Source organism: Arthrobacter globiformis (assembly GCF_030818015.1).
In the GTDB taxonomy this organism is placed as follows: Bacteria; Actinomycetota; Actinomycetes; order Actinomycetales; family Micrococcaceae; genus Arthrobacter; species Arthrobacter globiformis_C.
Genome location: NZ_JAUSZX010000001.1, coordinates 2,184,600 through 2,208,892, shown reverse-complemented (window position 1 = coordinate 2,208,892; position 24,293 = coordinate 2,184,600). Strand labels below are relative to the sequence as shown.

General features: G+C 62.0%; 21 protein-coding genes. 3 read left to right on the top strand and 18 right to left on the bottom strand.

The genetic code is table 11. From position 1 onward, the window contains the following. Window positions 1–1,569, top strand: a complete 1,569-nt coding sequence (locus QFZ23_RS10130) for a class I adenylate-forming enzyme family protein (RefSeq protein ID WP_306922625.1) — start codon at window positions 1–3, stop codon at window positions 1,567–1,569. Between the two features lie 34 nt (window positions 1,570–1,603). Then, window positions 1,604–2,833 carry an acyl-CoA dehydrogenase family protein gene (locus QFZ23_RS10125; RefSeq protein WP_306922623.1) on the top strand — a complete coding sequence of 410 codons (1,230 nt, stop codon included), beginning with the start codon at window positions 1,604–1,606 and terminating at the stop codon, window positions 2,831–2,833. Window positions 2,834–4,098: 1,265 nt separating this feature from the next. Here QFZ23_RS10125 and QFZ23_RS10120 read toward each other — a convergent pair. Then, complete coding sequence (locus QFZ23_RS10120) at window positions 4,099–4,395, bottom strand: DUF488 family protein (protein ID WP_306922622.1); 297 nt, start codon at window positions 4,393–4,395, stop codon at window positions 4,099–4,101. 1,538 nt (window positions 4,396–5,933) lie between these two features. Continuing rightward, window positions 5,934–6,137 carry a transcription antiterminator/RNA stability regulator CspE gene (gene cspE / locus QFZ23_RS10115; RefSeq protein WP_104046164.1) on the bottom strand — a complete coding sequence of 68 codons (204 nt, stop codon included), beginning with the start codon at window positions 6,135–6,137 and terminating at the stop codon, window positions 5,934–5,936. Window positions 6,138–6,739: 602 nt separating this feature from the next. On the opposite strand from cspE, the gene QFZ23_RS10110 reads away from it, so the two are divergent. Then, complete coding sequence (locus QFZ23_RS10110) at window positions 6,740–7,066, top strand: histone-like nucleoid-structuring protein Lsr2 (protein WP_306926790.1); 327 nt, start codon at window positions 6,740–6,742, stop codon at window positions 7,064–7,066. 1,509 nt (window positions 7,067–8,575) lie between these two features. On the opposite strand, the gene dhaK is transcribed toward QFZ23_RS10110, so the two are convergent. From dhaK to QFZ23_RS10030, 16 genes are all read right to left on the bottom strand, one after another. Continuing rightward, entirely contained in the window at window positions 8,576–9,583 is a 1,008-nt protein-coding gene (dhaK, locus tag QFZ23_RS10105) for a dihydroxyacetone kinase subunit DhaK (RefSeq protein ID WP_373427867.1), read from the bottom strand. 19 nt (window positions 9,584–9,602) lie between these two features. After that, window positions 9,603–10,241 carry a dihydroxyacetone kinase subunit DhaL gene (gene dhaL / locus QFZ23_RS10100; protein ID WP_306922620.1) on the bottom strand — a complete coding sequence of 213 codons (639 nt, stop codon included), beginning with the start codon at window positions 10,239–10,241 and terminating at the stop codon, window positions 9,603–9,605. Next, entirely contained in the window at window positions 10,238–11,125 is an 888-nt protein-coding gene (locus QFZ23_RS10095; protein ID WP_306922617.1) for an HAD-IA family hydrolase, read from the bottom strand. The genes dhaL and QFZ23_RS10095 overlap by 4 nt, the downstream gene beginning before the upstream one ends. Beyond that, window positions 11,026–11,886 (bottom strand): class II fructose-bisphosphate aldolase, encoded by an 861-nt coding sequence (locus tag QFZ23_RS10090; protein ID WP_306922616.1) that lies wholly within the window; start codon window positions 11,884–11,886, stop codon window positions 11,026–11,028. The genes QFZ23_RS10095 and QFZ23_RS10090 overlap by 100 nt, the downstream gene beginning before the upstream one ends. Before the next feature lie 34 nt (window positions 11,887–11,920). Next, window positions 11,921–12,829 carry an SDR family NAD(P)-dependent oxidoreductase gene (locus QFZ23_RS10085; protein ID WP_306922614.1) on the bottom strand — a complete coding sequence of 303 codons (909 nt, stop codon included), beginning with the start codon at window positions 12,827–12,829 and terminating at the stop codon, window positions 11,921–11,923. Window positions 12,830–12,839: 10 nt separating this feature from the next. Further along, window positions 12,840–13,274: an ester cyclase gene (locus tag QFZ23_RS10080; RefSeq protein WP_306922613.1), complete on the bottom strand. Its 435-nt coding sequence runs from the start codon at window positions 13,272–13,274 to the stop codon at window positions 12,840–12,842. Between the two features lie 35 nt (window positions 13,275–13,309). Continuing rightward, complete coding sequence (locus QFZ23_RS10075; RefSeq protein WP_306922610.1) at window positions 13,310–13,840, bottom strand: flavin reductase family protein; 531 nt, start codon at window positions 13,838–13,840, stop codon at window positions 13,310–13,312. Window positions 13,841–13,856: 16 nt separating this feature from the next. Further along, window positions 13,857–14,669 carry an SDR family NAD(P)-dependent oxidoreductase gene (locus tag QFZ23_RS10070; protein ID WP_306922608.1) on the bottom strand — a complete coding sequence of 271 codons (813 nt, stop codon included), beginning with the start codon at window positions 14,667–14,669 and terminating at the stop codon, window positions 13,857–13,859. A gap of 34 nt (window positions 14,670–14,703) precedes the next feature. After that, a complete protein-coding gene (locus QFZ23_RS10065; protein ID WP_306922607.1) occupies window positions 14,704–16,500 on the bottom strand; it encodes a helix-turn-helix domain-containing protein in 1,797 nt (598 codons plus the stop codon). Window positions 16,501–16,616: 116 nt separating this feature from the next. Further along, window positions 16,617–17,708 (bottom strand): LLM class flavin-dependent oxidoreductase, encoded by a 1,092-nt coding sequence (locus tag QFZ23_RS10060; RefSeq protein ID WP_306922605.1) that lies wholly within the window; start codon window positions 17,706–17,708, stop codon window positions 16,617–16,619. 262 nt (window positions 17,709–17,970) lie between these two features. Next, window positions 17,971–19,425, bottom strand: a complete 1,455-nt coding sequence (locus tag QFZ23_RS10055) for an aldehyde dehydrogenase (protein ID WP_306922603.1) — start codon at window positions 19,423–19,425, stop codon at window positions 17,971–17,973. An 11-nt stretch (window positions 19,426–19,436) separates the two neighbouring features. Further along, entirely contained in the window at window positions 19,437–20,528 is a 1,092-nt protein-coding gene (locus tag QFZ23_RS10050; protein ID WP_306926786.1) for an NAD(P)-dependent alcohol dehydrogenase, read from the bottom strand. 95 nt (window positions 20,529–20,623) lie between these two features. Continuing rightward, window positions 20,624–21,760: a branched-chain amino acid ABC transporter permease gene (locus QFZ23_RS10045; RefSeq protein ID WP_306922601.1), complete on the bottom strand. Its 1,137-nt coding sequence runs from the start codon at window positions 21,758–21,760 to the stop codon at window positions 20,624–20,626. A gap of 5 nt (window positions 21,761–21,765) precedes the next feature. Next, complete coding sequence (locus tag QFZ23_RS10040; RefSeq protein ID WP_306922599.1) at window positions 21,766–22,671, bottom strand: branched-chain amino acid ABC transporter permease; 906 nt, start codon at window positions 22,669–22,671, stop codon at window positions 21,766–21,768. Next, window positions 22,664–23,467 (bottom strand): ABC transporter ATP-binding protein, encoded by an 804-nt coding sequence (locus tag QFZ23_RS10035; protein ID WP_306922597.1) that lies wholly within the window; start codon window positions 23,465–23,467, stop codon window positions 22,664–22,666. Before QFZ23_RS10035 ends, QFZ23_RS10040 begins: the two co-directional genes overlap by 8 nt. Further along, window positions 23,467–24,291: an ABC transporter ATP-binding protein gene (locus tag QFZ23_RS10030; RefSeq protein ID WP_306922595.1), complete on the bottom strand. Its 825-nt coding sequence runs from the start codon at window positions 24,289–24,291 to the stop codon at window positions 23,467–23,469. The genes QFZ23_RS10035 and QFZ23_RS10030 overlap by 1 nt, the downstream gene beginning before the upstream one ends. Window positions 24,292–24,293: the final 2 nt, after the last annotated feature.

Sequence of the window (24,293 nt, the reverse complement as noted above, 5' to 3'; positions counted from 1 at the left end):
GTGAGTATTGCCGGAGCTTCCGACAGCCCTGCCCTGCACGGGCAGGAAACGGGCCAGTTCCCCGGGCTGAGATACGGGGAGCTGGTGGAGCGCCGGGCGCTCCGACAGCCCCTGCGCACCGCCATCATCCACGACGGGGCGCGCATCACCTACGGGGAACTGCTCGAACGGATCCATGCGGCAGCCGCGTTCCTGACGTCCCAAGGCGTCCGACCAGGCGACAGAGTGGTCTGCGTCAGCGAGAACCGCCCCGAAATACTCATCGCGCTCTATGCATGTTCACGCATCGGCGCAGTCTTCACCCCGATAGGGATTGCAGCTCCCGCCGCGGATGTGAAGTTCATCCTCCGCGATCTCTCCGCAACAACAATCCTGGTATCGGAACGCTCCGTTCCGACGGTTCTGGAAGCCGTCGGAACGGACACCGCCGTCAGCATCATCCAACTCGAAGCCCAATCCCGCCACGGGCTTCCATCCCTTCCACTCAACACCGGCGCGGAAGCCGGAGAAATCCGGCCGGAGGCCGACAGCCCCGCCATCATCATCTACACATCAGGCACCGCCGGGCACCCCAAGGGCGTCGTCCTCACCCACAGCGCGCTGTTCTTCAACGGTGTCAACACCCTCCTGGGGCTGGACATCGCCAGCGACGACGTGACACTGGTGAACACCCCGCTCTCCCACATTGCCGCACTGAACACGATTGCCGTCGCGACCCTGCACAAGGGCGGCAGCGTAATCATTGACAGCAAGTTCGACGCAACCCGCTGCCTCGAACAGATCAGCGAATACGGAATTACCACCATGTTCGCCGTTCCCTCAATGCTGACCCTGATGGCTCAAAGTCCCGGCTTCGCCCAAGCGGATACCTCCAGCCTCCGCTGGATCCTCGGCGGCGGGGCACCTATACCACCGGAACTCGTCGCCCTCTGGTCTGCGCGGAACGTCCCCGTGCTGGCCTCCTATGGAATGACCGAGGCTGGGCCCTCCATCAGCTTCAGGCGGCGGACCGACGCCTCCGGCAAAGCAGAATCATCCGGAACGCCAGCCCTGCTGACGGACGTCCGCATTGTCTCCTCGGACGGAACCGACCTCCCGCCAGGGGAAATCGGCGAAATCCTGGTCCGCGGACCACACACGGCATCGACTTACTGGCGGGACGCCAAAGCAACCGACGCAGCCTTCGTCGATGGCTGGCTCATTACCGGCGACAGGGGCCTGATTGATGCCGACGGTGATCTCTGCATCACCGGCCGCTCGAAGGAAATCATTATTACCGGCGGAGAGAACGTTGACCCGGCAGAAATTGAACACCTGATTGCCAGCTACCCCGGCATTCTGGACGCTGCGGTGATTGGCCGACCCGACCCGTTGTGGGGTGAAGTCATCACCGCCGTGATCGTCTCCGAGTCCAACGTTGAACTCAAGGAGCTCCAGGAATACCTCCGCCCTCATCTGGCCAGGTTCAAACTCCCGCGCCAGATTGAACGAAGGGAAGAACTGCCCCGCAGCCCTGTCGGAAAACTACTCCGGCGCGAACTGCGCATCCTCCCGCCGGACAACCCCTAACCACAAACCAACCAGGAATGCAGAAGGAAACACGATGACCGCAGCCACCCACGAAACCGCGCAGTCCGAGAAAACAACTCTCCGGACCCGCCTTTACGGCGAGTGCGATCCCATGAACTACGAAGCGCTGCTCACCGATGCCGAGCAAGGAGAACTCCTCAAACTTCGTGCATTCCTCGAAACAGAAGCCAAACCCCTGCTTGCCGACTACTGGGAGCGGGGCGAGTTCCCCGCCCAACTCATCAAGCCCCTGGCGGCGCTGGACCTCATCACCCCGGCATCCCTCACCGTCGGCGGCACAAAACCACGGTCACTGTACGAAGGCTTCCGCAACTTTGAACTGGCCCGCACGGACGCCTCGCTGGCAACGTACTACAACGGCCAGTCCGGGCTCTTCCGGACAACCGTGCTGCGTGGCGGCAGCGAGGACCAGGCCCAGACCTGGCTGCCACTCATCGATTCCTTCGAAATGACCGGCGTGTTCGCCCTCACCGAGCCAGAGCACGGATCCGATATCGCCGGCGGACTAACAACGTCCGCCCGCAGAAGCGGGAACAACTGGGTCATCAACGGGGAAAAGCGCTGGATCGGAAACGCTGTCTTCGCCGACTACCTCGCCGTCCTAGCCCGCGATGTCGCCGACGGCCAAATCAAAGCCTTCCTCGTGAAAACAGATGCCCCCGGTGTCACCATGAAAACCATCGGCGGCAAGATGTCGCTGCGCATGGTCCAGAACTCAGACATCTCACTGGACAACGTGGAGATAACCGAAGAGTTCAGGCTGGCGCGCATCAATTCCTTCGCCGACGTCGCCGACCTGCTCCGCTCCATGCGTTCCGGCGTGGCATGGTTCGCCGCCGGTGTGCAGGCAGGAGCCTACGAAGCAGCACTGAAGTATGCCGGGGACCGCGAACAGTTCGGCAGGCCCATCTCCGGATTCCAGATGGTCCAGGACAAACTCGTCGGCATGCTCGGCAACACCATCGCCTCACTCGGCATGGTTGTCAGACTCTCCCAGCAGCAGGACCAGGGCGTCTACCGGGACCAGGACTCCGCGATGGCCAAGGCCTGGGCCTGCTCGCGTATGCGCGAAACCGTAGCCTCGGCCAGGGAAATCGCCGGAGGCAACGGCATCCTCCTGTCAAACGACGTCGGTCGATTCTTCGCCGACGCCGAAGCCATCTACACCTACGAGGGCACAAAGGAAATCAACACCCTGGTCGTCGGCAGAGCCATCACCGGCCGCAGCGCATTCACACGATAACAAGCCGCACAGGAGACCGTCCGCAGCCGCACGGCGACGAGGCCCGTGACAGCGAGGCGAACACAATCGCCGACGTATCAATGAACATATTGCCGCAAACTCTCACAGAGAAAGGGAATCACGGTGACGAGATTCAGAGTTGACGATTGGTACCGATTGCCCTCTGCCACCGTAGAAGTCCGCCGATATGGTGCCTTTGTCCGAAACGGAATTGTCGACGCAGCCACCCCTGATTCGCAAATGCTTTGGTTATCACCCGAGGGTGTGGACAGCCGCGTTTTGCTCGACAAACAGGACGGTTACGAAGTTTGGATCCAGCCGTACCAGCTGCAACTGGTGAGGACCTGCAGCGCGATCCGATCAGAAGCGATCCGCCCAGATGCGCCAGCAGGTGTCCACGTTCGGGTCCGCCTTCAGCTAGCCATGGGTGACATCTGCGGAGGATCCCCGCTCTTCAGCCCAAGCGGCCAATCGCAATAACCAACCCGAAATTCGGGTGTCGGTTCCGCCCCAACCCATTGAACCTCCCGTCTTCGGCCCGTGGGGCTATGCGGCGCCGTAACTACGGCCCTAAAGGGCGGCGAGCAAGATCGCCAATCGCCGCCTTCAGCGGAGAGCCGTAATGGCAGCCCACGGGTGCACCGTCGCGAGACGTGATTGACCCCAAAGCAGTGATGTTCGTTCAACGAACATGGCCCTCCTGAAAGCCCACCGCCGACAGACGATGGAATCAACACCAATTGAGGAGTCCCAGCCCAGGCCTCACTCCTCCGACGGAAGGCAATGAAGTGTCTACTGAGACGACGAGTGAGACCAGGAATGAAGAAGCTCCAGAACACTCCCCCGACTACGAGCTGACCGCATCACCCTGGATTGGACTCCACTACAAATGTGAAACGGTCAGTAGTCGACCCTAGGTCGTGTTGAAACTGCAAGTACGGCACGCATGGGGGACAGGCCGCCCTGGCTTTTGGCCCGGCATCATTGGCTGCGGGGGTGCCACTGCCCATCAGTAAGCTTCGCAAAGAGATATCCCGCAATCACGCCGAAGGCCCGACACTATGTACAGACCGGGAACAGGCGTAGTGCGGCGGACCCTCCTATCCGGTTGGAATGAACCCCAACCTGACGTCAGGCATGAACCTGCAGGGCTGAGTAGGGTCGATCCGTCTCTATTCTGACGGCGGCTAGGGAACCTCCTCGGTCTCAACATGACAGGGCACTATTGCCGGCGACTGTCTGCATACTCACCACGGGATCGGCGGTCAGCAGGTAACAACGTCATAGATGAGCCGGTCCCCCGCAGCCCGCACGCCGCCGGTCGGCTGATGGGTCGACATTCGGCCGGCCAAGTGCACGGGTTTCGCTCCATCGAGAAGCAGCGCGTGGTCGGCAATCAGCCGCCGGTGACAGCGCCACCAGACCGTTTCGCTGCACATGATGGCCGTCCGCCGTTCTGCTGCTTCCGCCAGCACCTCGGCCAGCGCCAACCGATCTTTGCCAAAGTGCGGATGCTTCCGACTGCCCGGGGCCGATCCGCACATCGACGACGGAAGCAACATCCGCTGCCTGCAGCAAGTTCCGGAAGCCCTCCTCGCTGGAGGCCCCGTGCCCCACGGTGAGCAGGATCGTAGATTCGGACCTCATGGGTTCGAGCCTACCGCCGTCACAGCTCATGGCCAGTTGGGTTCGGCGTCTCCTCATCCGGTCATGCAGCCATTCAGCAAGCTGGCCATGAACAGGAATGAAAGACCAGCCGAACAGCGGCCCCCCCAGTTCAGGAGAGTCGGGACAAGTCCACTACGTCATGCACTCGGCGCCGACGGCAATCATGAACAGCTATGAACGGAAAAATCCCTGGATCCAGGGAAGAAGAGGGGTGAGCATCATGCGCTCCAGCGTAAGGCAACATTCGCTGGCCGACCTGTCGTCTCGGACAGCCCCCGGGCCGTCCGGGAGAACCGATCCCAAACAACACGGCACAAGTCATGTCGCACTCCCCCGGACCCACCATGAAGAAGCAGATCAGCCAAAACCAGCCGCGAAGGAGAATCCAGTGGACAACCAACGACCCAGAAAAGAAACCCAACCGGAATTCTTCTCAGGTCATGTTGCCCCAACCAGCTGCGTCCATGAACTGGTAGCGAGCAACGAACCGTCGCTCCAAGCACAAAAGGAGGCACCCGGCCACACCAACGGCCACCAATGAAAAAGGCCCCCGAAGGGGCCACAAGTGAACAAAATGTCCACACTCAGAGGCCTAAATGCCCCTGAACAGGGAAAACACGTGCCCGAGGTGGGACTCGAACCAGCCGCTCCCCCTGATAATCCGCCACTTCCCCGAAAACATCCCGAATCCGGCCCAGTCCGAGGTCGGTACAACCGAATCCGAAGCCCAGGGTGTGGACACTGTCCACACCCTCTTTTGTGAGCATTTTGAGCCCCACCGCATCCGAGTGTGACGATCCTTTTGCGGCACTGGGAATCCCTCTCCACCACCAGCAGCCGCGCAGGCCAACTGCGACGAGACGACGTTCCCAGGCTCAGCCGGAATCCGACTCACGAAATGCGCCGAGCAGTAATGTGCGGACCAAGCCGAGGACTCGGATGCAGTGAACCTCATAGCGTTGCGACCTCCCTTCGACCATCTCATGGGCGCAGACAGGAGAAGAGAGCATGACCAAGACTCCGCTCTATTTAGCACGGAACAGCCCCGCGCCTTCCAGCACGACGGAATCTTCACTATCGGCGTTCCGAAATCACTCGGGAGTAGGGGCTCCGGGCCGTGCAAAGGCCGAAACGTGTGAGCCGTTGAAGGGCTCGAAGCGGTTACTGAACCTGATAGAGCATTTCGCTGTCCTGTGCTGTTCCCCCGAGGCAGGCAAGGAGTCCGAACTCAGGAGGTAGGGGCGACAGTGGGTCTGGATGTGGGTGCCCAGACCCGCCGCTGCTGCCGTTATGGAATTGCTGGACATTCAGAACGGTTGCCGTTTGGCTGGCGGGCCTCCCTTGTGGTCGTGCCGCTATGCGTGCGGCAACGGGGCTGCGTGAAAACAGAGAAGCTGGCCGGTTTGCAGCCGGCCAGCTTCCTGAGAACCACTTAGAGCGGCTGGATGTTCTCCGCCTGCGGACCCTTAGGGCCCTGGGTGACGTCGAACTGAACCTTCTGGTTCTCGTCCAGGGAGCGGTAACCGCTGGATGCGATTGCTGAAAAGTGTGCGAACACGTCAGCGCTTCCGTCGTCGGGGGCGATGAATCCGAAGCCCTTTTCGGCGTTGAACCACTTGACCGTACCTGTTGCCATGCTTTTTTCCTTCACGGGTCGCGGGCCGGATCCGCTTGTCGGACTGCCGTCCCCGCCACTCACATGTTGAGCCTATGTGTCAGTGCCGGTGCGGGCAACAGATCGGTCAAAGCGGAACCTGGATGAAGCGGTCTGCCCCACTGCCCACGGCGTAGTCAACCGCTCCACGCGAGCCTCTGGGATCCACTCCTGTCCAACCGCGATCCCAGCCTCGGATTCTTCCACGCAACCCGCCCCTTCAGGCCTCGCTGTCTTACGGGAAGACGGCGTGACCTCCCCCGCCGCGGACAATAGCTTGACGAAAGAGTGGTTATCAGCGTCCAAACACGATGAGTGCTGTTGCGCCGGTGTCGTCCAAGGGCTTCGCGTGTAGGGCGCCGAGGGCAGGAAGGGACCGATCTCATGCGAGCACCAGACGGCTACTAACCGCCGGGCTCCCATCGCCGCACCAGCGAATTTTCGCTTCTACGCAAGGCGCGCTCAGCGCAACCGAATCAGCGCAATAACAACTAGTGGGCACGTCTTGTTTTTAGCCACGCTGGTCGGCGGTGGCTTGTAAGGGGCTACCTTCTCGTAGGTGCTAAGTAAGCTGATAACCTACTATCATGCGGAAAACAGTAGTGGTACTTGAAGATGATCTCGACGGCTCAGAAGCGAGCGAGACCCTAAACTTCTCCGTCGACGGCACGGAATATGAGATAGACCTTAACGCCGACCACGCTAACGAACTCCGTAGCGCTCTAAGCCGCTACACCAATGCGGCCCGCAAAGTTACTGGCGGCCGCAGCCGGCCGGTGGCTCGCAAATCCAGCGGTACCGGTACTGACGCCAAAGCTATTCGGATGTGGGCAATAGATAACGGCCTCCAGGTCAATACTCGTGGCCGAATCCAGGCCGACATCGTCGAGAAGTACCTGGCTGCGCATTAGCCCCATAGACGTACAATCAGGCTCGGAATCCAAATGGATCTCCGAGCCTGATTTTTTTGCTGCAGCACGTTATCCGAAGCTGCCACGCGCGATAAGCGAAAGTAACCTGTGCATTACCCTCGATTTGGGGCTAGTCCCTGCGCGACTCTTGGCGTTACTCCCCCGATGCCATCCGCTACCGTTTTTCCGACCAAACTCGCCAAGACGCTATTGCCTCGGGGGTGGCGGCCGGTATCTTTATCAGCGCGGCTGGCCGGGCGGGCTCGCCGTCTTCAGCCGTCGTTGTATCGGTGGCCTTCTACATCGCCCCCAACGAGGGCTGATAGCGGATATTCCGTCAACCTGAGTTGATGGAGGGTCGATTATTGGCGTCTGGTTCTCTGTCCGGTCTCAATTTATTGTCAGTTTTCTCATCGAACCTGTCAGCCTACGGATTCGTGACGTGAGTCTTACGCAGGTGTCAGTGCAGATAGACCGGCATTGGCTGTTTTGAGGCACCTCGTTGGGCAGTTTTGCGGTGGGTCAGGCCGGAATCCGGCAGGCGTGGGCCGATGGCATCGCGCGAAGCGGCTGAACGGCTGCGAGAATTGCGGGTTTAGAGGACCTTGGCTCGGCCACCGGCATCAATACGGAACTGACACCTTCGATGAGACAGACCAGGCCATTCTTCGTCTCATCCAACCTGTCAGTTCCCACGTCAGGACTGACAGGTTGAATGAGACCGGACATTCTCAGCCAGATACCGCTAGATCCGGCCTTGATGTCCTGTCTCATCTAGAGTGGCCCAGTCTCATTACAGATGGACCATTAATAGTTTCTGTCTCACTTCAGGTGGACCACCCGTAACCCGCGTATTTCCGGAGACCTGGCGTGATCGGCACTTGCTGCGATTCTACGTTTTGGGCCAACTGTAGTGAGACAAATCGGGGAAAATCTACAGTTGGCCTAACCGCGAGTTTTCGGGGTTTCGTGGGCCAACTTAGATGGGATTAGGACACTTGAGTCCCGATTCCGGATAGATACCTTACCGGTTTGTGCGTCGGCCTTTGGAAGTGCCAAAGACAATCGGGCCAGCATGCCGGTCACAGCCGACCCGGCGGTAGCTTATGCCGGTGTTCAGGACGGCCCGTCGGACACTCAGAAATGTGCGAGACAGGGCGGAGTGGAACGGAGCGCCCCCAAGCAGTAGCTCTGCTCTCGCGGGGCGCAGCCAACATCTCCTCTATTCCATTCGCCGCTGCACTGGCGGTCGCCGCGTTCAACGGCGGGATCGCCGTCGCGTCCTCGGTCGCCGGCGAAGTACTCGAATCCCCTCTCGGCACCACCGGAACTTTCTCGTGGGCGCCATCATGGCAGCACTCGGCCTGCTGCCTTGGCCGTCCTGGCGGCGAAGCGGGCAACCCGCAGCAACACCGCTCATCAGCGTGCGTTTTGGCTGCTACTTGAGCGTCACGGGGTCGGCTTGTAAGGCCACGAACTAAGGCGTTTCCGAGTCGGTTATCACTTTGGCTAGAAAATCCGGGCGGCGATTTCCGCCGGCGCTGCCAGTAGTTCCTCGATCTCCTTGTCGAGATGTACGAGGGTCAGGGATGCGCCTGCCATGTCCAGGGATGTGCAGTATTCTCCTACGTAGCTACGGCCGACGGTCATGCCCTGGTCAGCCAGCCGTTTATGCGCCCGGCCGTAAAGTACGTAAAGCTCGCTGACGGGCGTACCACCGAGCCCGTTGATCATCAGCGCCACCTTGTCGCCGGCTCTGAAGGGAAGGTCCCTGATTACCGTGTCGAGCAGCTCGTCAATGATGTCATCGGCCGCCGTAAGCTGTGCGCGACGGCGTCCGGGTTCACCGTGGATCCCGACACCGACTTCGATTTCATCCTCGCCCAGTTCAAATAGAGGCGAGCCTTTGGACGGTGGGGTGCAGGAGGTCAGGGCAACCCCCATGGTGCGGGTTCTGGCGTTGACTTTTTTGCCAATCCGGATTAGCTCTTCCAGTTCGGCCCCCGCTTCGGCGGCGGCGCCTACTGCCTTCATGACGAAAAAGTTACCGGCCACGCCGCGGCGTCCCACGGTGTAGGTGGAATCTTCTACCGCGACATCATCGTTGATGAACAGGGTCTTGACCCGGAGACCGTCTGATTCGGCCATTTCCTGGGCCATCTCGAACGCCATCTTGTCGCCGGTGTAGTTGTTCACCAGCAGCAGCACGCCCTTGGATGAGGCCAGCATCTTGGTGGTCTCGTACACATAGTGGGCCGGCGGGGCGGCAAAGACATCGCCGGGGCAGGCGCCGTCCAGCATCCCTTTACCGACGGTCATCACATGGGCGGGTTCGTGTCCGGAGCCGGAGCCTTGGATGATGGTGACTTTGTCCTGACTGGGCGCATCCTTGCGCATGATGAGGTTATATTCGGGAACATAGCTGAGGGTATCTGGGTTTGCCAGGGCGATGCCCTTGAGCATTTCCGGGACAAAGTTCTTGGGGTCGTTGACGAATTTTTTCAAGGCATGCTCCACTTCGTTGTGAGGTTGGGGACTAACGGTCCCGGAATCCGGTGTTGATGTTTTCCAGAATGATGGCTATGGCCATCGCTCCCGCGTCAGGGGAGCCGATGCTGCGCTCCCCGCTGTAGCTGGCGCGGCCGCGGCGGGCGATGAGCGTGCTGGTGGCTTCGGCGGCGGCGCGGGCGGTTTTTGCGGCGATTTCCACTGCGGTTGCCGCGTCGGCGCGGTCATGGCTGGCCTGTTCGAGGGCATCGGCGACGGGGACCATGGCGTCCAGTAGCGTCTTGTCACCGACTGCGGCTCCGCCTCGGGCCATGATCCCTTCAATTGAGGCGCGCAGCATGGCTACCACGACGTCGCCGGTAAGGGTGTCCCGGCCCTTGGCGACTGAGGCGGCCCGCAAGAAGGCGGTGCCCCAGATGGGGCCGGATGTTCCGCCGATGCGGGCGGACATCAACATGGCGATTTTCTGCAGGAACGTGCCGATGTCCGACCGGTCGAAGGTGTCCCACTCGGCAAGGACAGTCTCGAAGCCCCGGGCCAAGGAATAGCCGAAGTCGCCGTCACCGGCCGCCGCATCCAGGTCGCAGAACTCTTTCTCCTTGGCGACGGCCGTCGTGGCTATGGTTTTGACGATGTATTCGGTGTCGGCGAAACTTTGGGTCGTCATGGTGCGGGTACCTCCGTGGAATAGAGAATTGCTTTGAGCGTTTCGAGGTTCACTTCACCTGGGGGCATGATGCGCCATGGGTCGCTGAGCGACCGCGCCGGTTCGGTGGGGTCACCCAGTGACGAAACCACCAGGGCGGCCCCTTCGAAATCCTCGTTTGCGGTGTAGCTGCTGACGGTTACGACGGTTTTAAGGCCCGCGGCCAGAGCGGCCAACAGCCCGTTCCGGCTGTCTTCAATCACCACGGTTTCTGCCGCGTCGGCACCCAGCTCCGTGACCGCCATATCGTAAATGTCCGGTGCCGGTTTCTTGCGCGGCACAACGTCGCCGGCAAAGACTGAAAACCAGGAGGTACGATCCGCGCCGACAACATGCTCCAGCACGGCCCGGACGGCGGGCTCTGCCGATGTCGAAGCGACAGCAAGTTGCCAGCCGGCCGCGTGCGCTGCGTCAACTATGCGTACGATGCCGGGCCGGCCAGGCATCAGCCCTTGTTCGACGGCCTCTGTGTAGTAAGCGGTCTTGGCCTGATGCCAGGCAGCCAGTAATGACTTCTGACCGTCGGCATCGGATGGCAGGGAGTTCGCCGCCACGAATTGCGGCGTCAGGAGGCTCGCCATGCGTTCCTTGCCTCCCCCGATGGTCAATTTTTCCGCGTAGTCGGACTCGGTCCAGCGGACCGGCAGCCCGAATTCGGCGAAAGCCCGGTTGAAGGCCGGCAGATGGCCAAAGCGCTCGGTGTCCGCCAGGACGCCATCGCAGTCAAAGATCAATGCGGGCATGCTCACCACGCCCGTCCGGCGCTGCCGAACTGCTTGGCCAGCCCGATGGTCATGTCCTTCACGTCTGCGCCGACCTTTTTGAACAACGACGGCGGGTCCCATTTGTCGGCCTGCTCGGCGCTTTTAAGGAATTCCAGGCTGGAGCGCATGTAGTCGACTTTGAGTGCAGTGGAGATGTTGACCTTGGCGCAGCCGCGGGCGATGAGGTCACTGAACTGTGCATCGGTGAGACCGCTGCCTCCGTGCAGGGCTATGGGGAGTGGTACCGCCGCTACGATGTCGCTCACCCGCTGGTAGTCCAGCACAGGCTCGGTCTTGTACTTGCCGTGGGCGTTGCCGATGGCCGGAGCGAAGACGTCCACGCCGGTCCGGCGAATGAAATCCAGCGCTACCTGGAGGGGCTGGCGGGCGGACTCCGCGTCCGAGCCGACGCCGTCTTCGACGCCGGTGATGGATTCAATCTCGCCCTCCACATGTGCTCCGAAGCTGCGCGCTTCTGCGACAACCTCGATGGTCTGGCGCAGGTTTTCCTCAACCGGGAGTTCCGAGGCATCGAAGAGGACCGAGTTCCAGCCCCGGCGCAGGCACTCGGTGATGACGGCCCTGTCGGGACAGTGGTCAAGATGCAACGCCACCGGAACCTCGATTCCGGCAGTCATGGCTTCCCACATATGGAACAGAACATCTGCACCGATCGTCCGGACGGTCTTGACTGAGGTTTGGACGATGACCGGGGAGTTGGCCTCCACGGCGCCCGCCAGGACGGATTCGAGCGTGAGGTCGTTGAAAACATTGATGGCCGGAACACCGTACCGTTCCTTGAAGGCGTGGTCCACGATTTCCTTCAGTGAAACAACTGCCATGAAAACTCCTTTGTCGTTGTGGTCATCGCGGTGCCTATTTCGTTGAACCGGCGGTTTTGGCGGCCTCGGCGCGGTATTCTTCGAAGGCTTGGGCTCGCTGCTGCGCGCCTTCAGGATCGCTGTCCCGGGCCGCGAAGGCGTCCAGGATTTTCTCGAAGTGGGCGCGCACGGCCTCCTTGGTCTCCGGGTACGGCAGGATGTAGAGGTCGTTGTTCTCGATGGCCCGCTTGACGTGGCCGGCCAGTTCGACAGGGTCCATGCCGCCGCTGTAGAGCCGCCGCTGGAGTTCGATGAAGGCCTCATCGGAGCGGAACCCGCTGTTGGCGGCCAGATGGGCTGGGCGGGTGTCCTGGGCGTCGGCGATGTTGGAGCGGATGCTGGCCGGGCAGAGCACTGAGGCGCCGATACCGTATTTGGGAAGCGTGATTGCGTAGCTTTCCATCAGGTTGATGAGTGCCGCCTTGGTGGCGTTGTAGATGGCAGCTGTCGCGCTTCCCGCAAATCCCCCCATCGAGGATGTGGTGACGATGTGCCCGTCTCTGCCGCTGGCGATCATGCGAGGCAGGAAGGTCTGGATCCCGTTGATGACACCGTTCAGGTTCACCCCGAAGATCCAGTCGAAGTCCTCGTAGGTGGCGTTCTCCAAGGGCCCGAAGCTGTTGACCCCGGCGGTGTTGAAAAGAAGCTGCGGCGGTCCGCCGAAAACGGCTTCCACCTCATCTGCGGCGGCCGCGTAGGCGGCACGGTCCGAGATGTCCAGGCGTACCGAATGCACCTCAATGCCTTCCGCCCTCAACCGTGACGTTGCGTCATCCAGAGCATCCTGGCGGATATCAGCAATTACGATCCTGCAACCCGCCCTGCCGAAGACCTGAGCCTGGCCGAACCCCGCACCCGATGCGCCGCCGGTGATGAATGCGACTTTGCCGTTGAAGTCTTTCATTGCCGGTCCCCTAGCGTCCCAATGGAATGATGCCGAGGTCATGGAGCAGGCTCGCCCTGTTCCATGAGGCCCACTCTTCAGCGATCAGTCCGTTCTCAAAGCGGCACATGACGATGCCCCGTGCCGTGATCGGCCTGCCTGTAGGGCGGACCCCCAGGTACGCCCCGCGGTGGGTGCCGGTGGCTTCCCAGCGGTAGGCCACACGATCCCCGTCGACAATGACGTCATGCTGCGTCCGCTTCAAATCCGGGAAGCCGGCGTAGAGCTTGCTCAAGCCGTCAGCCAGCCGTTCCTTGTCGTAATCGCCTTTGTCGCCGTGACGGACGAAATCCGCGGAATAGTAATTCTGCAGCGCCTCAATGGATTCCTGCGGCCCGTCGTGGTCGAAGGCCAGCAGCAGTTGCCGGCGGTTGTTCTCTTCGGTGTTCGTATGGTCAATGCTCATGATTTTCTCCATTGCTGATTCGATCGAGGCCCGCGCTACTGGACCGGTTCCAGCCGTGCTCCGTCAAAGAATTTGCCGGCTTGGTATACCAGCGGCGCCTTGTCCGCCGAGGCCGCCTCGACCACCTGGCCGACGAAGATCGTGTGTGAGTAGGCCGGGATCTTGTACTTGACTTCCAGCTCGAAGTGGCCGGCAACACCGGCCAGAACAGGAACTCCCAGCCTGCTCAACTCCCAGTCCAATTCGGCGAATTTGTCCCCGCCGGACTTAGCGAAGGTCCCGGCCACGCCTACCTGGTCGGCCGCGAGGATGTTGATACCGATGTAATCGCTGGCAAAGACGGGACCGTAGGAGTTCGAGGACTCATTCACGCACACCAGCACCAGCGGAGGGTCCAGTGAGATGCTGGAGAAGGCGTTCACGGCCAGGCCATACGGCTTGCCGTCGACGCCCGCCGTCACGACCGTCACACCCGTAGGGTACTGGCGGTGTACTGCCCGCACGCGGTTGCTCAGGTCGGCGGCGCGTTCATTTTCTGTGATGGCGGTGGTGCCGGTGTCAGTCATGGCGAGGTCCTTCAGGTCAGGCGGGCTGCGGGGCCGGAAATCCGGCTTGGATACGGGCATGTCGGGCGGCGGCCTGCTGCAGCCATTCAGCATGGGAAGCGACATAGAGCCGGTTGTCCCGGATGGCGTGGAGGACCATTTCCCCGACCTCCTCCGGTTCCAGAAAGCGGAAGGCGCTGCTCCTGGCGGCAATGTCGACGTCAACGAGTGAACTGTTGCCCGCTGCAGGTCGGGTGCGCAGACTGGTGGCGATGTTCGTCCGTACGGGGCCGGGAATGAGTGCCGTGGCTCCGACGACGGACTGCTCTTGCTCCAGCTCCGTGGCCAGTACCTCGGTGAGGCCGAGGACTGCCGCCTTCGCCGCCACGTATGCGCCCAGGTTGGCCGGCGGCGCCATCACCGACATGGAGGATGTGTTGACGATATGTCCCCAGTCTTGGTTCTTTTTCAGAATCGGAAGGAAGGAGTGCACCCCGTAAATGACGCCGTAAAGGTTGACGTCCAGCATCCATTTCCAGTCATCGAGCGACAGCTTCGATATCGGGGACATTGGCCCGACGCCGGCGTTGTTGCAGACAACATGGACCTCCCCGTATTCGGCAACCGCCCGGTCCGCCAGCGCCTGCACGCTCTCGGGATCAGTGACGTCGGTCCGTACGCCGAGGACTCCAAGCTCCTGGGCCGTAGCGGCCAGGGCCGCAGCATCTATGTCGGCGATGACCACATTCGAGCCGTTCGCCAAGAAGGACTTAGCGATGCCCTTTCCGATGCCCGAGGCACCTCCGGTAATGACCGCTGTCGCTCCGACAAATTCCACGGTTCTGTTCATGTCCACTGCTCCTCTGTCCTGTATACGGCCTGCATCAGTGCAACTCGTAGCGCTTGAGCTTGCGGTAGATTGTCGCCCGGGACATACCGAGCCTTTCCGCCGCAACGTTTCGGTTGCCGTCGGCATCCCGCAGGGCTACCATCAGGGTCTGCCGTTCCACGCGTTCCATCTCCCCGAAGAAGCGGCTGGCCTGGCCGCTGCCGTACCGGGCTGGGAGATCTGCCTGCTTGATCTCCCGACCGGCGGCACGAATCCGCGACGTGGCCAGTACCTGACGCAGCTGGCGGATGTTGCCCGGCCAGTCGCTGGCCACGAGGGCAGCGACTGACTTCGAGGCAAGGGAAGTGGCTCTGCCATCGGATCCTTCGAGCTCGCGGAGTATGTCCCGGCAAAGCTCGCTGAACTCGTGGGCACGGTCCCTGAGCGGCGGAACGGGCACCACAACCGGAAAACTTTCACGAACGAACACAGACGGGCTGTCGTCGTCCACCTGTTCCGAGGTTGTTCCGACCAGCGCGCATGTGGCCCTTGCAACGAGGTCGGACACGGTGGTCATCAGCCTCAGCGGGATTTCCTCAATGTGGCTGAGCAGGACGATGGAGCCCGCATCTTCCACTGCCTGCTGCAGCGCTTTGAGCCACCGGTCCTCATCCAGGTGAGCAACAGATCCGTCAATCTCGGCGACTTCGGAGCGGGGCGACTTCCGCCGCAGGGCCTCTGATCCGATGAAACGCTTGCCGGTTCCCCGTTCGCCGGTGAGCAGCACGGCGTGACCCGCTGCAAGGGCCTGGCCGAGCTGGCGCCGCGCGTCCGGGCGATCCTGCTCGGCGAGGTCGCGGTCACCCTGGTCAAAATGAACCGATTGGTGGGCGGTTTCGAGCTCGAGCGTCAGCACTGCTGCAAAGTCCCCCCGCGCTTGTTCCACAGGGGAGATCTGGACCGACGCGACAATCCCGGAGCTCAGGCGTCGCCGCACTGTGCGGGGCTTGGACCGGGCGCATGCCTCTTCGGCCAGGCGGCGTAGGAGGTCCTCATCGGCCTCCCCGACGAGTTCTCGCGACTGGGTATTGGTGATAAACAACGATTTCGTGATGCCGACGACGGCGCCGCGGAAGCGCCGCTGCGTCCGCAGGAAGAAGTCGAAAAAGACCCTCTCCCCATCGGCCCGGCTGGCAAGCAGCTGGGTCTCGATGGACCTGCCGATTTCGGCCACCAGCGGCAGAAGCGCCGTCGATCCGTACTCCCGGCGGCAGTGCACCCCCAGGGTCCCGACAAACCGTTTCGTGTAGGGGTCCCGGATGTTGACGCCCGTCGTCGTGATGATCCCCGTGTTCATCCGGAAATGCTCGGTGCCGGAAATGATGAAGGACTGCTGTTGTTCCTGCGCACAGCCGATGCCGTTGGTGCCGATCTGGTCCTCCGCGAAGCACAGCCCAGGCCGCAGGTCCACCTGCCGCATTCGCTTTGCCTGCGGCGAATCTCCAACCACAGCTGTGAGGAGCCTGCACGCCCGGTCCGTGAGGAAGCCCCAGGAGCTTAAATCGGAGATCTGGTCCTCAAGCCGGTTCATAATGGGCTGGGCAACCTGGGCGAGCCGGCTCTTCGGGGTGAAGTCCTCGTCGAACGGAATCGCCGTGGACCAGGTATCCACGCCGGCCAACAGCGACCGTTTCCAGGAGAGCAGGACTTCCCTGCGGACCTCTGGATAGTCATCCGGGTCCAGCAGCAGCGGATCCTTTTGGATCACTTTCAGTTTGATTTCGCTGATCCGATCCCACTGCTCCGGCTTGGACGGAACGGGAGGTCCGGGTGTGTGCGCCTGCTCAGTCATGGCTGCGCTGCCCTGGCGTCCTGTGTCATTTCGCTGCCTCTCGTTCGTACGTGCCCACCGTGGAATTGCGGAGTGCGCGCGGTGCCGGCCGGCCGGCACTGCGCACCTGCCCAGACCTAGGCTGCGACGCTGACTTTCTGGCCGTTCAGGCTGCGGGCCTTCGGCATGACTTCGCGGGCAAACAGCTCAAGGCTGGCGCGTGCCTGATCGTAGGGCATGCCGCCAAAGCACGGGGCGATGATGATTTCAAAGTCGCCGAGCACGTCCCGGATTTCTTCGATCTGGCCCAGGATGTGCTCCGGGTTTCCCCAGAGCGCCGCTTCGGCGTACTTGTCGGCAGCGCCCTGCAGACCGGCATCCTGGATACGCTTCGCGGTATCTGCGTAGCGTTCATAGCCCTTGGTGGTGGCGAAATGGTCGCCGGCCATTTCGTAGTGGTCCACATTGGACTGGAAGAACCGGGAGATGTATTCGAAGTGGCGCTCCTGGGCCACCTCGTTGTCCTCGTGGCAGTACATGTTCACGTTCAGGCAGATGGCAGGGGCCACCGCACCGTGCTTTTCCTCGTACATCTCACGGTACGTGGTGAAGTTGCCCATGAGGTCCGGGACAGGACGAACGATGAACGACATCAGCCGGGCACGCAGGTTCACGGCGGAGACGAGGGAGTCCGGGGAGCCGGCCACGCAGTAGCGGCGGTCCGCGAAGGAGCCGCGCGGTCCCGGGCGAAGCTCGGCCCTGGGCTGCGGGTAGAAGCGGCCGTCGCCTTCGATGATTCCGGACTCGACGGCGTCGAAGATCATGGCGGACGCCTCGTCGAAGCGTTCGCGGGTTTCCTCCAGCGGGATGCGGAACGGCACGTACTCGTTGCGGGACAGGCCCCGTCCCACGCCCAAGAGAAGGCGGCCCTTGGAGAGGGTGTCCACCATCAGCGCCTTCTCGGCCACGCGCAGCGGGTCGTTCCAGGGCACGATAACGGCACCGGTTCCGAGCTTGATGTCCTTGGTCTGTCCGGCGATGTTGGCCAACAGGAGGAGATTGTCCGGGCACATGGAGTAGTCGCTGAAGTGGTGCTCAACGGCCCACACGCTGTCGTAGCCCAGAGCCTCGGCGCGCACCGCGAGGTCGATCTCGCCGTCGTACATTTCCTCGTCGGTGAGGCTTTCGTCCAGCTTTCCGAAGCCCAGGTTGATCCCGATGTTCAGCATCGCACTATTCCTTTCAGTGGGTGGCATTATTTGTAATCCACATCACTAGGTGATGTATTTGATATCACAGTATCGGCGGCGCAAGTTCATTGGTGTCTCACTTTGAGACTGTCAATCATTCCGGCTTCGATTGCCTGAAAAAACGCGAAAATCCGCACGCGGCGCCGGACCCCGCCTGAAATGGCCAGGGCTGGACGCCGCGTGCCGGCCGATACGTCTTGCGGTAGCTGGGCGGCCGTTTCCTTGTTCTGGACGGGTTGCTTCAGGTGGATTGCCCGGCCCCGGCGGCGAACTTGTAGATGGTGTCGGTGCGCAGGAAGTCGTCTACGGCCTCGGGTCCGTTTTCGCGCCCCGAGCCACTCGCCTTGGTGCCTCCCCAGGGCGCAGCCATATCGGGGAGGTAGCCGTTGATGCCGAAGGATCCTGCCTCGATTCGGCGGGCCACATCCAGTCCGCGCTTCACGTCGCCCGTCCACACCGAACCGGCTAGGCCGTAAGGGGAGTCATTGGCAATGCGGACTGCGTCATCCTCGTCCCGTGCCGGGATGATGCAGACGACGGGGCCGAAGATCTCTTCCTGCGCGATGGCCCACGCGTTGTCCACATCGGCGAAAACGGTGGGCCTCACGTAGAAGCCCTGTTCGGGAACTTCGCCCGTGACACCGCCGCTCACCAGCCGGGCCCCGGCTGAGACGCCCTGCTCAATGTACTCGTTGATCCGCTGCCTTTGTCTCCGGGATATCACCGGCCCCATCGTGGTGCCCTCGTCAAGCGGGGAACCGAGGACTTGGGACTTTGCATAGCACCGGTACCCCTCCACGATTTCCTCGTAAATTTTGGGGGTGGCGATGACGCGGGTCTGCGCGAAGCAGGTCTGCCCCGCGTTGAGGAAGGACAGCGGGGGCAACTGCGACAGGGTGTGCGCCACGTCTGCGTCATCCAGGACCACCGCCGCGGACTTGCCGCCAAGTTCCAGGTTCACTGAGCCGAGCCGCTCACCGACTTCCTTGGCAATGCTCCGGCCCACCAAAGTCGAACCGGTGAAGGCGACTTTCCCGACCTTGGGGTGCGCGACGAGCGCCCGTGCAAAGTCAGGTCCGCCCGCCACGATGTTCACGACACCGGGCGGCACTCCCGCTTCCGTCATGATGTCGGCGACGAGGTAACCGCTGAGGGCATTTTCCTCCGCCGGTTTGATGACGACGGTGCAGCCGGCAGCCAGCGCAGGTCCCAGCTTGGTGGCCATAAGCATCAACGGATAGTTCCACGGCACGATGGCCGCAACCACCCCCACCGGGCTCTTCCGCACAATCACCTCGCCCTTGAAGGCAAAGGGAGGACGCCGTTCCTCCCGTTGAACGTCTCTGGCGATCCCGGCGTAGTACCGCAACACGGCCACGGGACCCGCAACGTTATTGAAGGCTGAGTCCCTGAGCGGCATCCCCATTTCCCGGGTGACTAGAAGTGCGACATCCTCGCCCCGGGCCTCCCAGGCGCCGGCTATTCGTTCCAGCAGTTCCGCCCGTGTTGCGCCGGAGGTCATCGACCAAGTCTGGAGGGCGCCGTCCGCTGCCTCGACAACTGGCCCGGCGTCCGCCGCGGTGGCGATCACCGCCTGCCCGAAGACTTCCTCTGTGGCGGGATTCACCAGATCACGCTGCACGCCCTGCGCGGTTTCCTGCCACGCGCCGCCGATGAACATCTTCGTTCGGTTCATGCCGTTTCTCCTCAAAAGGTCACAATTGCCTTGACGGTGTGTCCGGCCGCACTGTCCTCGGCGGCCTGCTGGATCTTGTCGAACGGGTACAGTTCCACGAACCGTTCGAAGGGGAACCGCCCCGCCCTGTGGAGGGCGATGAGCTCCGGAATGAACTTTTGGGGCACGGCGTCTCCTTCGACGATGCCCACCAAGCGGCGTCCGAAGCCCATCACGCTGTGGTCCAGAACGATTTCCGAGCCGGGGCGGCCCAGCCCTATGAGTCCGGCCGTCCCGCCGACATCAAGCACGTCCACGGCGTTCCGGACGGCGTGCATGTTCCCGCTGGTCTCTACCGAGTAGTGGGCACCGCCTTCAGTGATGTCAATGATCTGTTGCCGGGCGTCCGCCGCGAGAGCGTCGACCACATGGGTGGCACCAAGATCCATCGCCAGCTGGAGCCGGCTTTGGTTCACGTCACAGACGACTATGGTGGTGCAGCCGCTGACAACCGCAGCGAGCAGCGCACTCAGGCCCACACCGCCGGCGCCGAAGATGGCGATGGAGCTCCCTGCCCGGGCATTCAGGCTGTTGAGGACGCCGCCGGCGCCGGTCTGAATGCCGCATCCGAACGGTCCGAGAAGCCGCAATAGCTCAATCGGTGTATCGTTTGGAAGCTTCACTATGTTGCGTGGACCCGCCAGCGAGTATTCGGCGAAGGAGGACTGCCCGAAGAAGTTTCCGCCAATCTCCTGCCCGTCCTCCCGCCGGATGCTGCGGCTTCCGTCAGCGCGGGTGCCGAACATATTAAGTGGAATAAAGTGGCGGCAATGAGCCGGACTGCCCGTGAAGCACTTGTCGCAGTCTCCGCAGGAAGCGAAGGACATGATCACCTTGTCACCCGGTGCGAGGCCCCGGACGTCCTCACCGACAGCTTCGATGATGCCGGCACCCTCGTGCCCGAGAACCTGAGGGGACTGGACTCCGTTTCTGACGCTCAAGTCCGTATGGCAAATACCCGTGCCCACGAGTTTGACGAGAACTTCGTCGGCACGCGGCTCGTCCAGTATCACGTCCTCGAGTTCGAATTCCCCGCCGGCCTGGTTCACCACGGCGGCCTTCATATTGATCACGGTGACCTTTCGAGTTGCCGCCGTGGCGCATGGGCGCCCGGCGTCGGAATGAATGTTGAGGATGCTGCCCTGCCGGAGGACAGCCGTCAGCCGCCGTTTCGCCTTGGGACGGCCAGTGAGCGGAGCCCGCCACCGCTGCGGAGCAAATGGGAAACACCTCGCGGTTCAAAGACCATGACGAGTACCAGGGCAAGACCGTAGACGAGCAGACCGACTTGCCCGACCGGGATTCCAATGGCCCCTGACTGGCTGAAATCTTCCTGCAGAAACGGGATGTACTCCGCATATTGCGTGGCTAGGACGGGGATCGAGCTAATGATGGCGGCTCCGATGACAGGCCCCCAGGTGGAGCCCAGACCCCCCACCACAGCGATGATCAGCAGTTCAAGACCCATACTGATGCCAAACTGGTCCGTTTGGACAAAGCGCAGCTGGGCCAGAAGGAGCCCGCCGGCGAGACCGCCAAAAGCGCCGGCGATGATGAATGCCTTCATCTTGACGCTGCCCGCATTGATACCGGCGATCTGGGCGGCCGTTTCCGCCTCGCGGATGGCTGTCATCGACCGTCCGAAACGGGTTCGGTGCATGTTTACCACTGCCACCATGCAGGCCGCCACGCAGAGCCAGACCAGGATGAACAGGCCCTGCTCGTAGGTGTACTTCATCCCGCCGATCATGAGGTTGCCGAAGTCAACGAAGCCCAGGGACATGCTGGGGGCCGCGGAAATGCCGGCGTTGCCGCCGGTGATGAAGGGCGTATTCACGAAGATGTAGTTGCCCACGAAGATCAGGCCCAAGCTGAGCACAATCTGGAAGACTCCTTTGAGCCGCAGCGTCAGGGGTGCAACGATGGCTGCGGCCAGTCCTCCCCCGACAGCGGTTGCAGGGAGCCAGAGAAGGAGCGGCAACTCCGCGATGCTGCCGAGCGCGACGCCCGTGAAGGCACCAATCCCGACGAACACGCTCTGCGCCAGGGAGATCTGGCCGGCGTGGCCGGAGAGGACGTTGAGCCCGATCGCGGCGATGGCATAAACGCCGATGGTCCCCCCGAGGGAGAGCAGGAAGGGGCTGCCGACGCTCAGCGGAATGATGAAAATGAGCAGCAATGCCAGGCCCAGCATGATTCGCTGCCCGGTGGAGCGGCAGAGGCGGGATTCATCACGCCGGCCGCGGGATGCCGCTCTGTCCGATGTCAGCGGCTTGACCAGTTCGGTAACGGCCACGGGGATCACGCCTTCCTAGTTTCGAGTTTCTTCGCGAAGCCGTCCGGCTTCACCACCAGCAGCAGAATGAGGCCCACCCAGGGCAGGGTGGTGGCGAATCCCTGTCCGAAGCTGTCAGGCGCATACCCTGCGGCATACGTCTGCGCCAGCCCGAGTGTGAGGCCGCCGTAAACGCAACCCGGCAGCGACGAGAGCCCGCCGAGAATGAGGGCCGGAAGCGCGGTGAATGCCACCTGGTCCAGGTTGGCCACCAGTCCTCCGCCCATCTCGGTGGCAAGCATCATTCCTGCCAGAACTGAGGCGGCGCCACACATGGCCCAGGCCGTCGCCGAAATGACATGCGGGTTGATGCCCTGTGCCCGTGCCGCTTCGGGATCATTGGCCGCGGCACGCATGCCTACGCCGATCCTGGTGTGCTGGATGATGTAGTAGAAAACGCCCAGCAGCATCACACTCAACAGCACACACCAGATGTCCCGCACAGCGATCGCAATGCCCCCCAGCCGGACCATATCCAGTCCCCACGGATCCTCGATGAGATAGTTCAAAGGGCCCCAGACGCTCACTACTGCGGCCTGCGCAATGGAAATCAAGCCGAGGCTGACCAGCAACACGGACATGTGCTCGATCGACTTGTGGCCCTTTCCGCTAAGCCGTGAGAAAAGGAACCGCTCTCCCAGCACGCCCAGTGCCGCGCAACCCAGCGCTGCCAGCGCCACGGCCAGAACGAAATCCAGGTCCCACAGCACGTGAAACTGGTACGTCAGGTAGGCGCCCAGGAGAACCAATGCTCCCGGCAGCATGTTGAAGTGGCCTGTGGCCTTGAGTAGGACAGCGAATCCGATGGCCACCAAGGCATACAGGATGCCCAGAGAGACGCCGGACGCCGTCAGCTGGATGAAACTATTCACTGATGGCCCCTTCCAGGAGCTTCTTGGTTTGCACATCGGCCTCGTCAGTCGCGCCTAAATAGGCCGCGATCACGCGCCCGTTCTGCTGAATTTCCGCCGGGGTGCCCAGACCGATCACCTCGCCGAAATCAAGGGCCAGGATGCGATCGGCTATTCTCATCACCATGGCTACATCGTGTTCGATCAGCACAACGGTCAAGCCAAGCCGTTCCTTAAGCTCCAGCACATAGTCGACGAACGTTGCGGTTTCTTCGTGGTTCATCCCGGCCACCGGCTCATCCAACAGCAACAGCTCGGGCCGGGAGGCCACGGCCTTGGCGATCTCCACACGTTTCCGGATACCATACGGCAGGGTGCCCACGACAGTGTCGCGGTACTCCTGCAGTGCCATGAGTTCCATGAGCTCGTCGGCCCGATTCCGGGCTTCTCGTTCTGAGCGGAAGGCGCTCGGCCAACGGAGGGCAGCAGCCACCGCGCCGCCATGGATCTGCAGGTGACCGCCGACCAGTACATTCTCGGCAACGGTCATTGACCCGAACAGCCCAAGGTTCTGGAAGGTCCGCGCTACGCCCATACCGGCAATCTCATGCGGTTTCTTGCCGAGGAGCTCCTGCCCGCTGATCTGGATTGATCCGCTCGGATTGACCAGTCCGCTCAGACAGTTGAACAGCGACGTCTTGCCCGCACCGTTGGGGCCCAGGATGGCAAAGAGCTCATTCTTCTTCACATCGAAGGTCACGTCCTTCAGTGCAACGACTCCGCCGAATTCGAGCCTCACCGCTTCCACGCTCAGCATCAGTTACGTGCTCCGTTCTCGATTTTTTGGCCGGCGGCCGGGGCGGCGATTCCGAGGTACAGATTGCGCAGGGTGTCGTCTTCGAGCAACGCTGCGGCGGTGCCCTGGTGTTGGACCCGTCGGCTGTCCAGGACGTAGGCGTAGTCGGCAATGGAAATCGCCGTCGCCACGTTCTGTTCAATGAGCAGGACGCTGCAGCCCTGGCCATTGATTTCGACGATGATGTCCCTGATCTGTTGGACGATCAGCGGCGCCAGCCCCAGGGACGGCTCGTCGAGCAGGAGCAGCCTGGGACCTTGCATGAGGGCACGCCCTACTGCCAGCATCTGCTGCTCGCCGCCGGAGAGCAGTCCCGCGGGAAGGTCTTTCTTACGAGCCAGGACAGGGAAAAGCTCCACGACATTCTCGTACGCCTGCGCGGCGGCTGGCTTGGACTGGATATAGCCGCCGGCCTTGAGGTTGTCACGCACGCTCAGGTCCGTAAATACCCGCCTTCCCTCAAGGGAGATGGAAATTCCCTTGCGAACCCGGGCCCAGGCGCTTTCGCCCGAGACATCGCTGTCCCGGTACCGAATCGCGCCGCCCGCAATTGTGCCGCCGTGGATTCCCAGGAGCCCTGATATGGCACGCAGCAAGGTTGTCTTCCCAGCCCCGTTGACGCCCAGGAGAGCAACAATCTCTCCTTCGAAGACGTCGAGGCTCACACCCTCGAGGGCGGATATCGAGCCGCCGCTGTAGGCGACGGAGAGGTCCTCCACTGACAGCACCTTGGTGGCGTGTGAGCGGTCGGGACTCTGCCGTGCGGTCCGTCTCTCGCTGTTCATGG

Coding starts and splice junctions, on each gene's coding strand:
- QFZ23_RS10125 (WP_306922623.1), top strand. CDS start 1,604: ATGACCGCAGCCACCCACGAAACCGCGCAGTCCGAGAAAACAACTCTC.
- QFZ23_RS10120 (WP_306922622.1), bottom strand. CDS start 4,395: ATGTTGCTTCCGTCGTCGATGTGCGGATCGGCCCCGGGCAGTCGGAAG.
- cspE (WP_104046164.1), bottom strand. CDS start 6,137: ATGGCAACAGGTACGGTCAAGTGGTTCAACGCCGAAAAGGGCTTCGGA.
- dhaL (WP_306922620.1), bottom strand. CDS start 10,241: ATGACGACCCAAAGTTTCGCCGACACCGAATACATCGTCAAAACCATA.
- QFZ23_RS10095 (WP_306922617.1), bottom strand. CDS start 11,125: ATGGGACCCGCCGTCGTTGTTCAAAAAGGTCGGCGCAGACGTGAAGGA.
- QFZ23_RS10090 (WP_306922616.1), bottom strand. CDS start 11,886: ATGGCAGTTGTTTCACTGAAGGAAATCGTGGACCACGCCTTCAAGGAA.
- QFZ23_RS10085 (WP_306922614.1), bottom strand. CDS start 12,829: ATGAAAGACTTCAACGGCAAAGTCGCATTCATCACCGGCGGCGCATCG.
- QFZ23_RS10080 (WP_306922613.1), bottom strand. CDS start 13,274: ATGAGCATTGACCATACGAACACCGAAGAGAACAACCGCCGGCAACTG.
- QFZ23_RS10075 (WP_306922610.1), bottom strand. CDS start 13,840: ATGACTGACACCGGCACCACCGCCATCACAGAAAATGAACGCGCCGCC.
- QFZ23_RS10070 (WP_306922608.1), bottom strand. CDS start 14,669: ATGAACAGAACCGTGGAATTTGTCGGAGCGACAGCGGTCATTACCGGA.
- QFZ23_RS10065 (WP_306922607.1), bottom strand. CDS start 16,500: ATGACTGAGCAGGCGCACACACCCGGACCTCCCGTTCCGTCCAAGCCG.
- QFZ23_RS10060 (WP_306922605.1), bottom strand. CDS start 17,708: ATGCTGAACATCGGGATCAACCTGGGCTTCGGAAAGCTGGACGAAAGC.
- QFZ23_RS10055 (WP_306922603.1), bottom strand. CDS start 19,425: ATGAACCGAACGAAGATGTTCATCGGCGGCGCGTGGCAGGAAACCGCG.
- QFZ23_RS10050 (WP_306926786.1), bottom strand. CDS start 20,528: ATGAAGGCCGCCGTGGTGAACCAGGCCGGCGGGGAATTCGAACTCGAG.
- QFZ23_RS10035 (WP_306922597.1), bottom strand. CDS start 23,467: ATGCTGAGCGTGGAAGCGGTGAGGCTCGAATTCGGCGGAGTCGTTGCA.
- QFZ23_RS10030 (WP_306922595.1), bottom strand. CDS start 24,291: ATGAACAGCGAGAGACGGACCGCACGGCAGAGTCCCGACCGCTCACAC.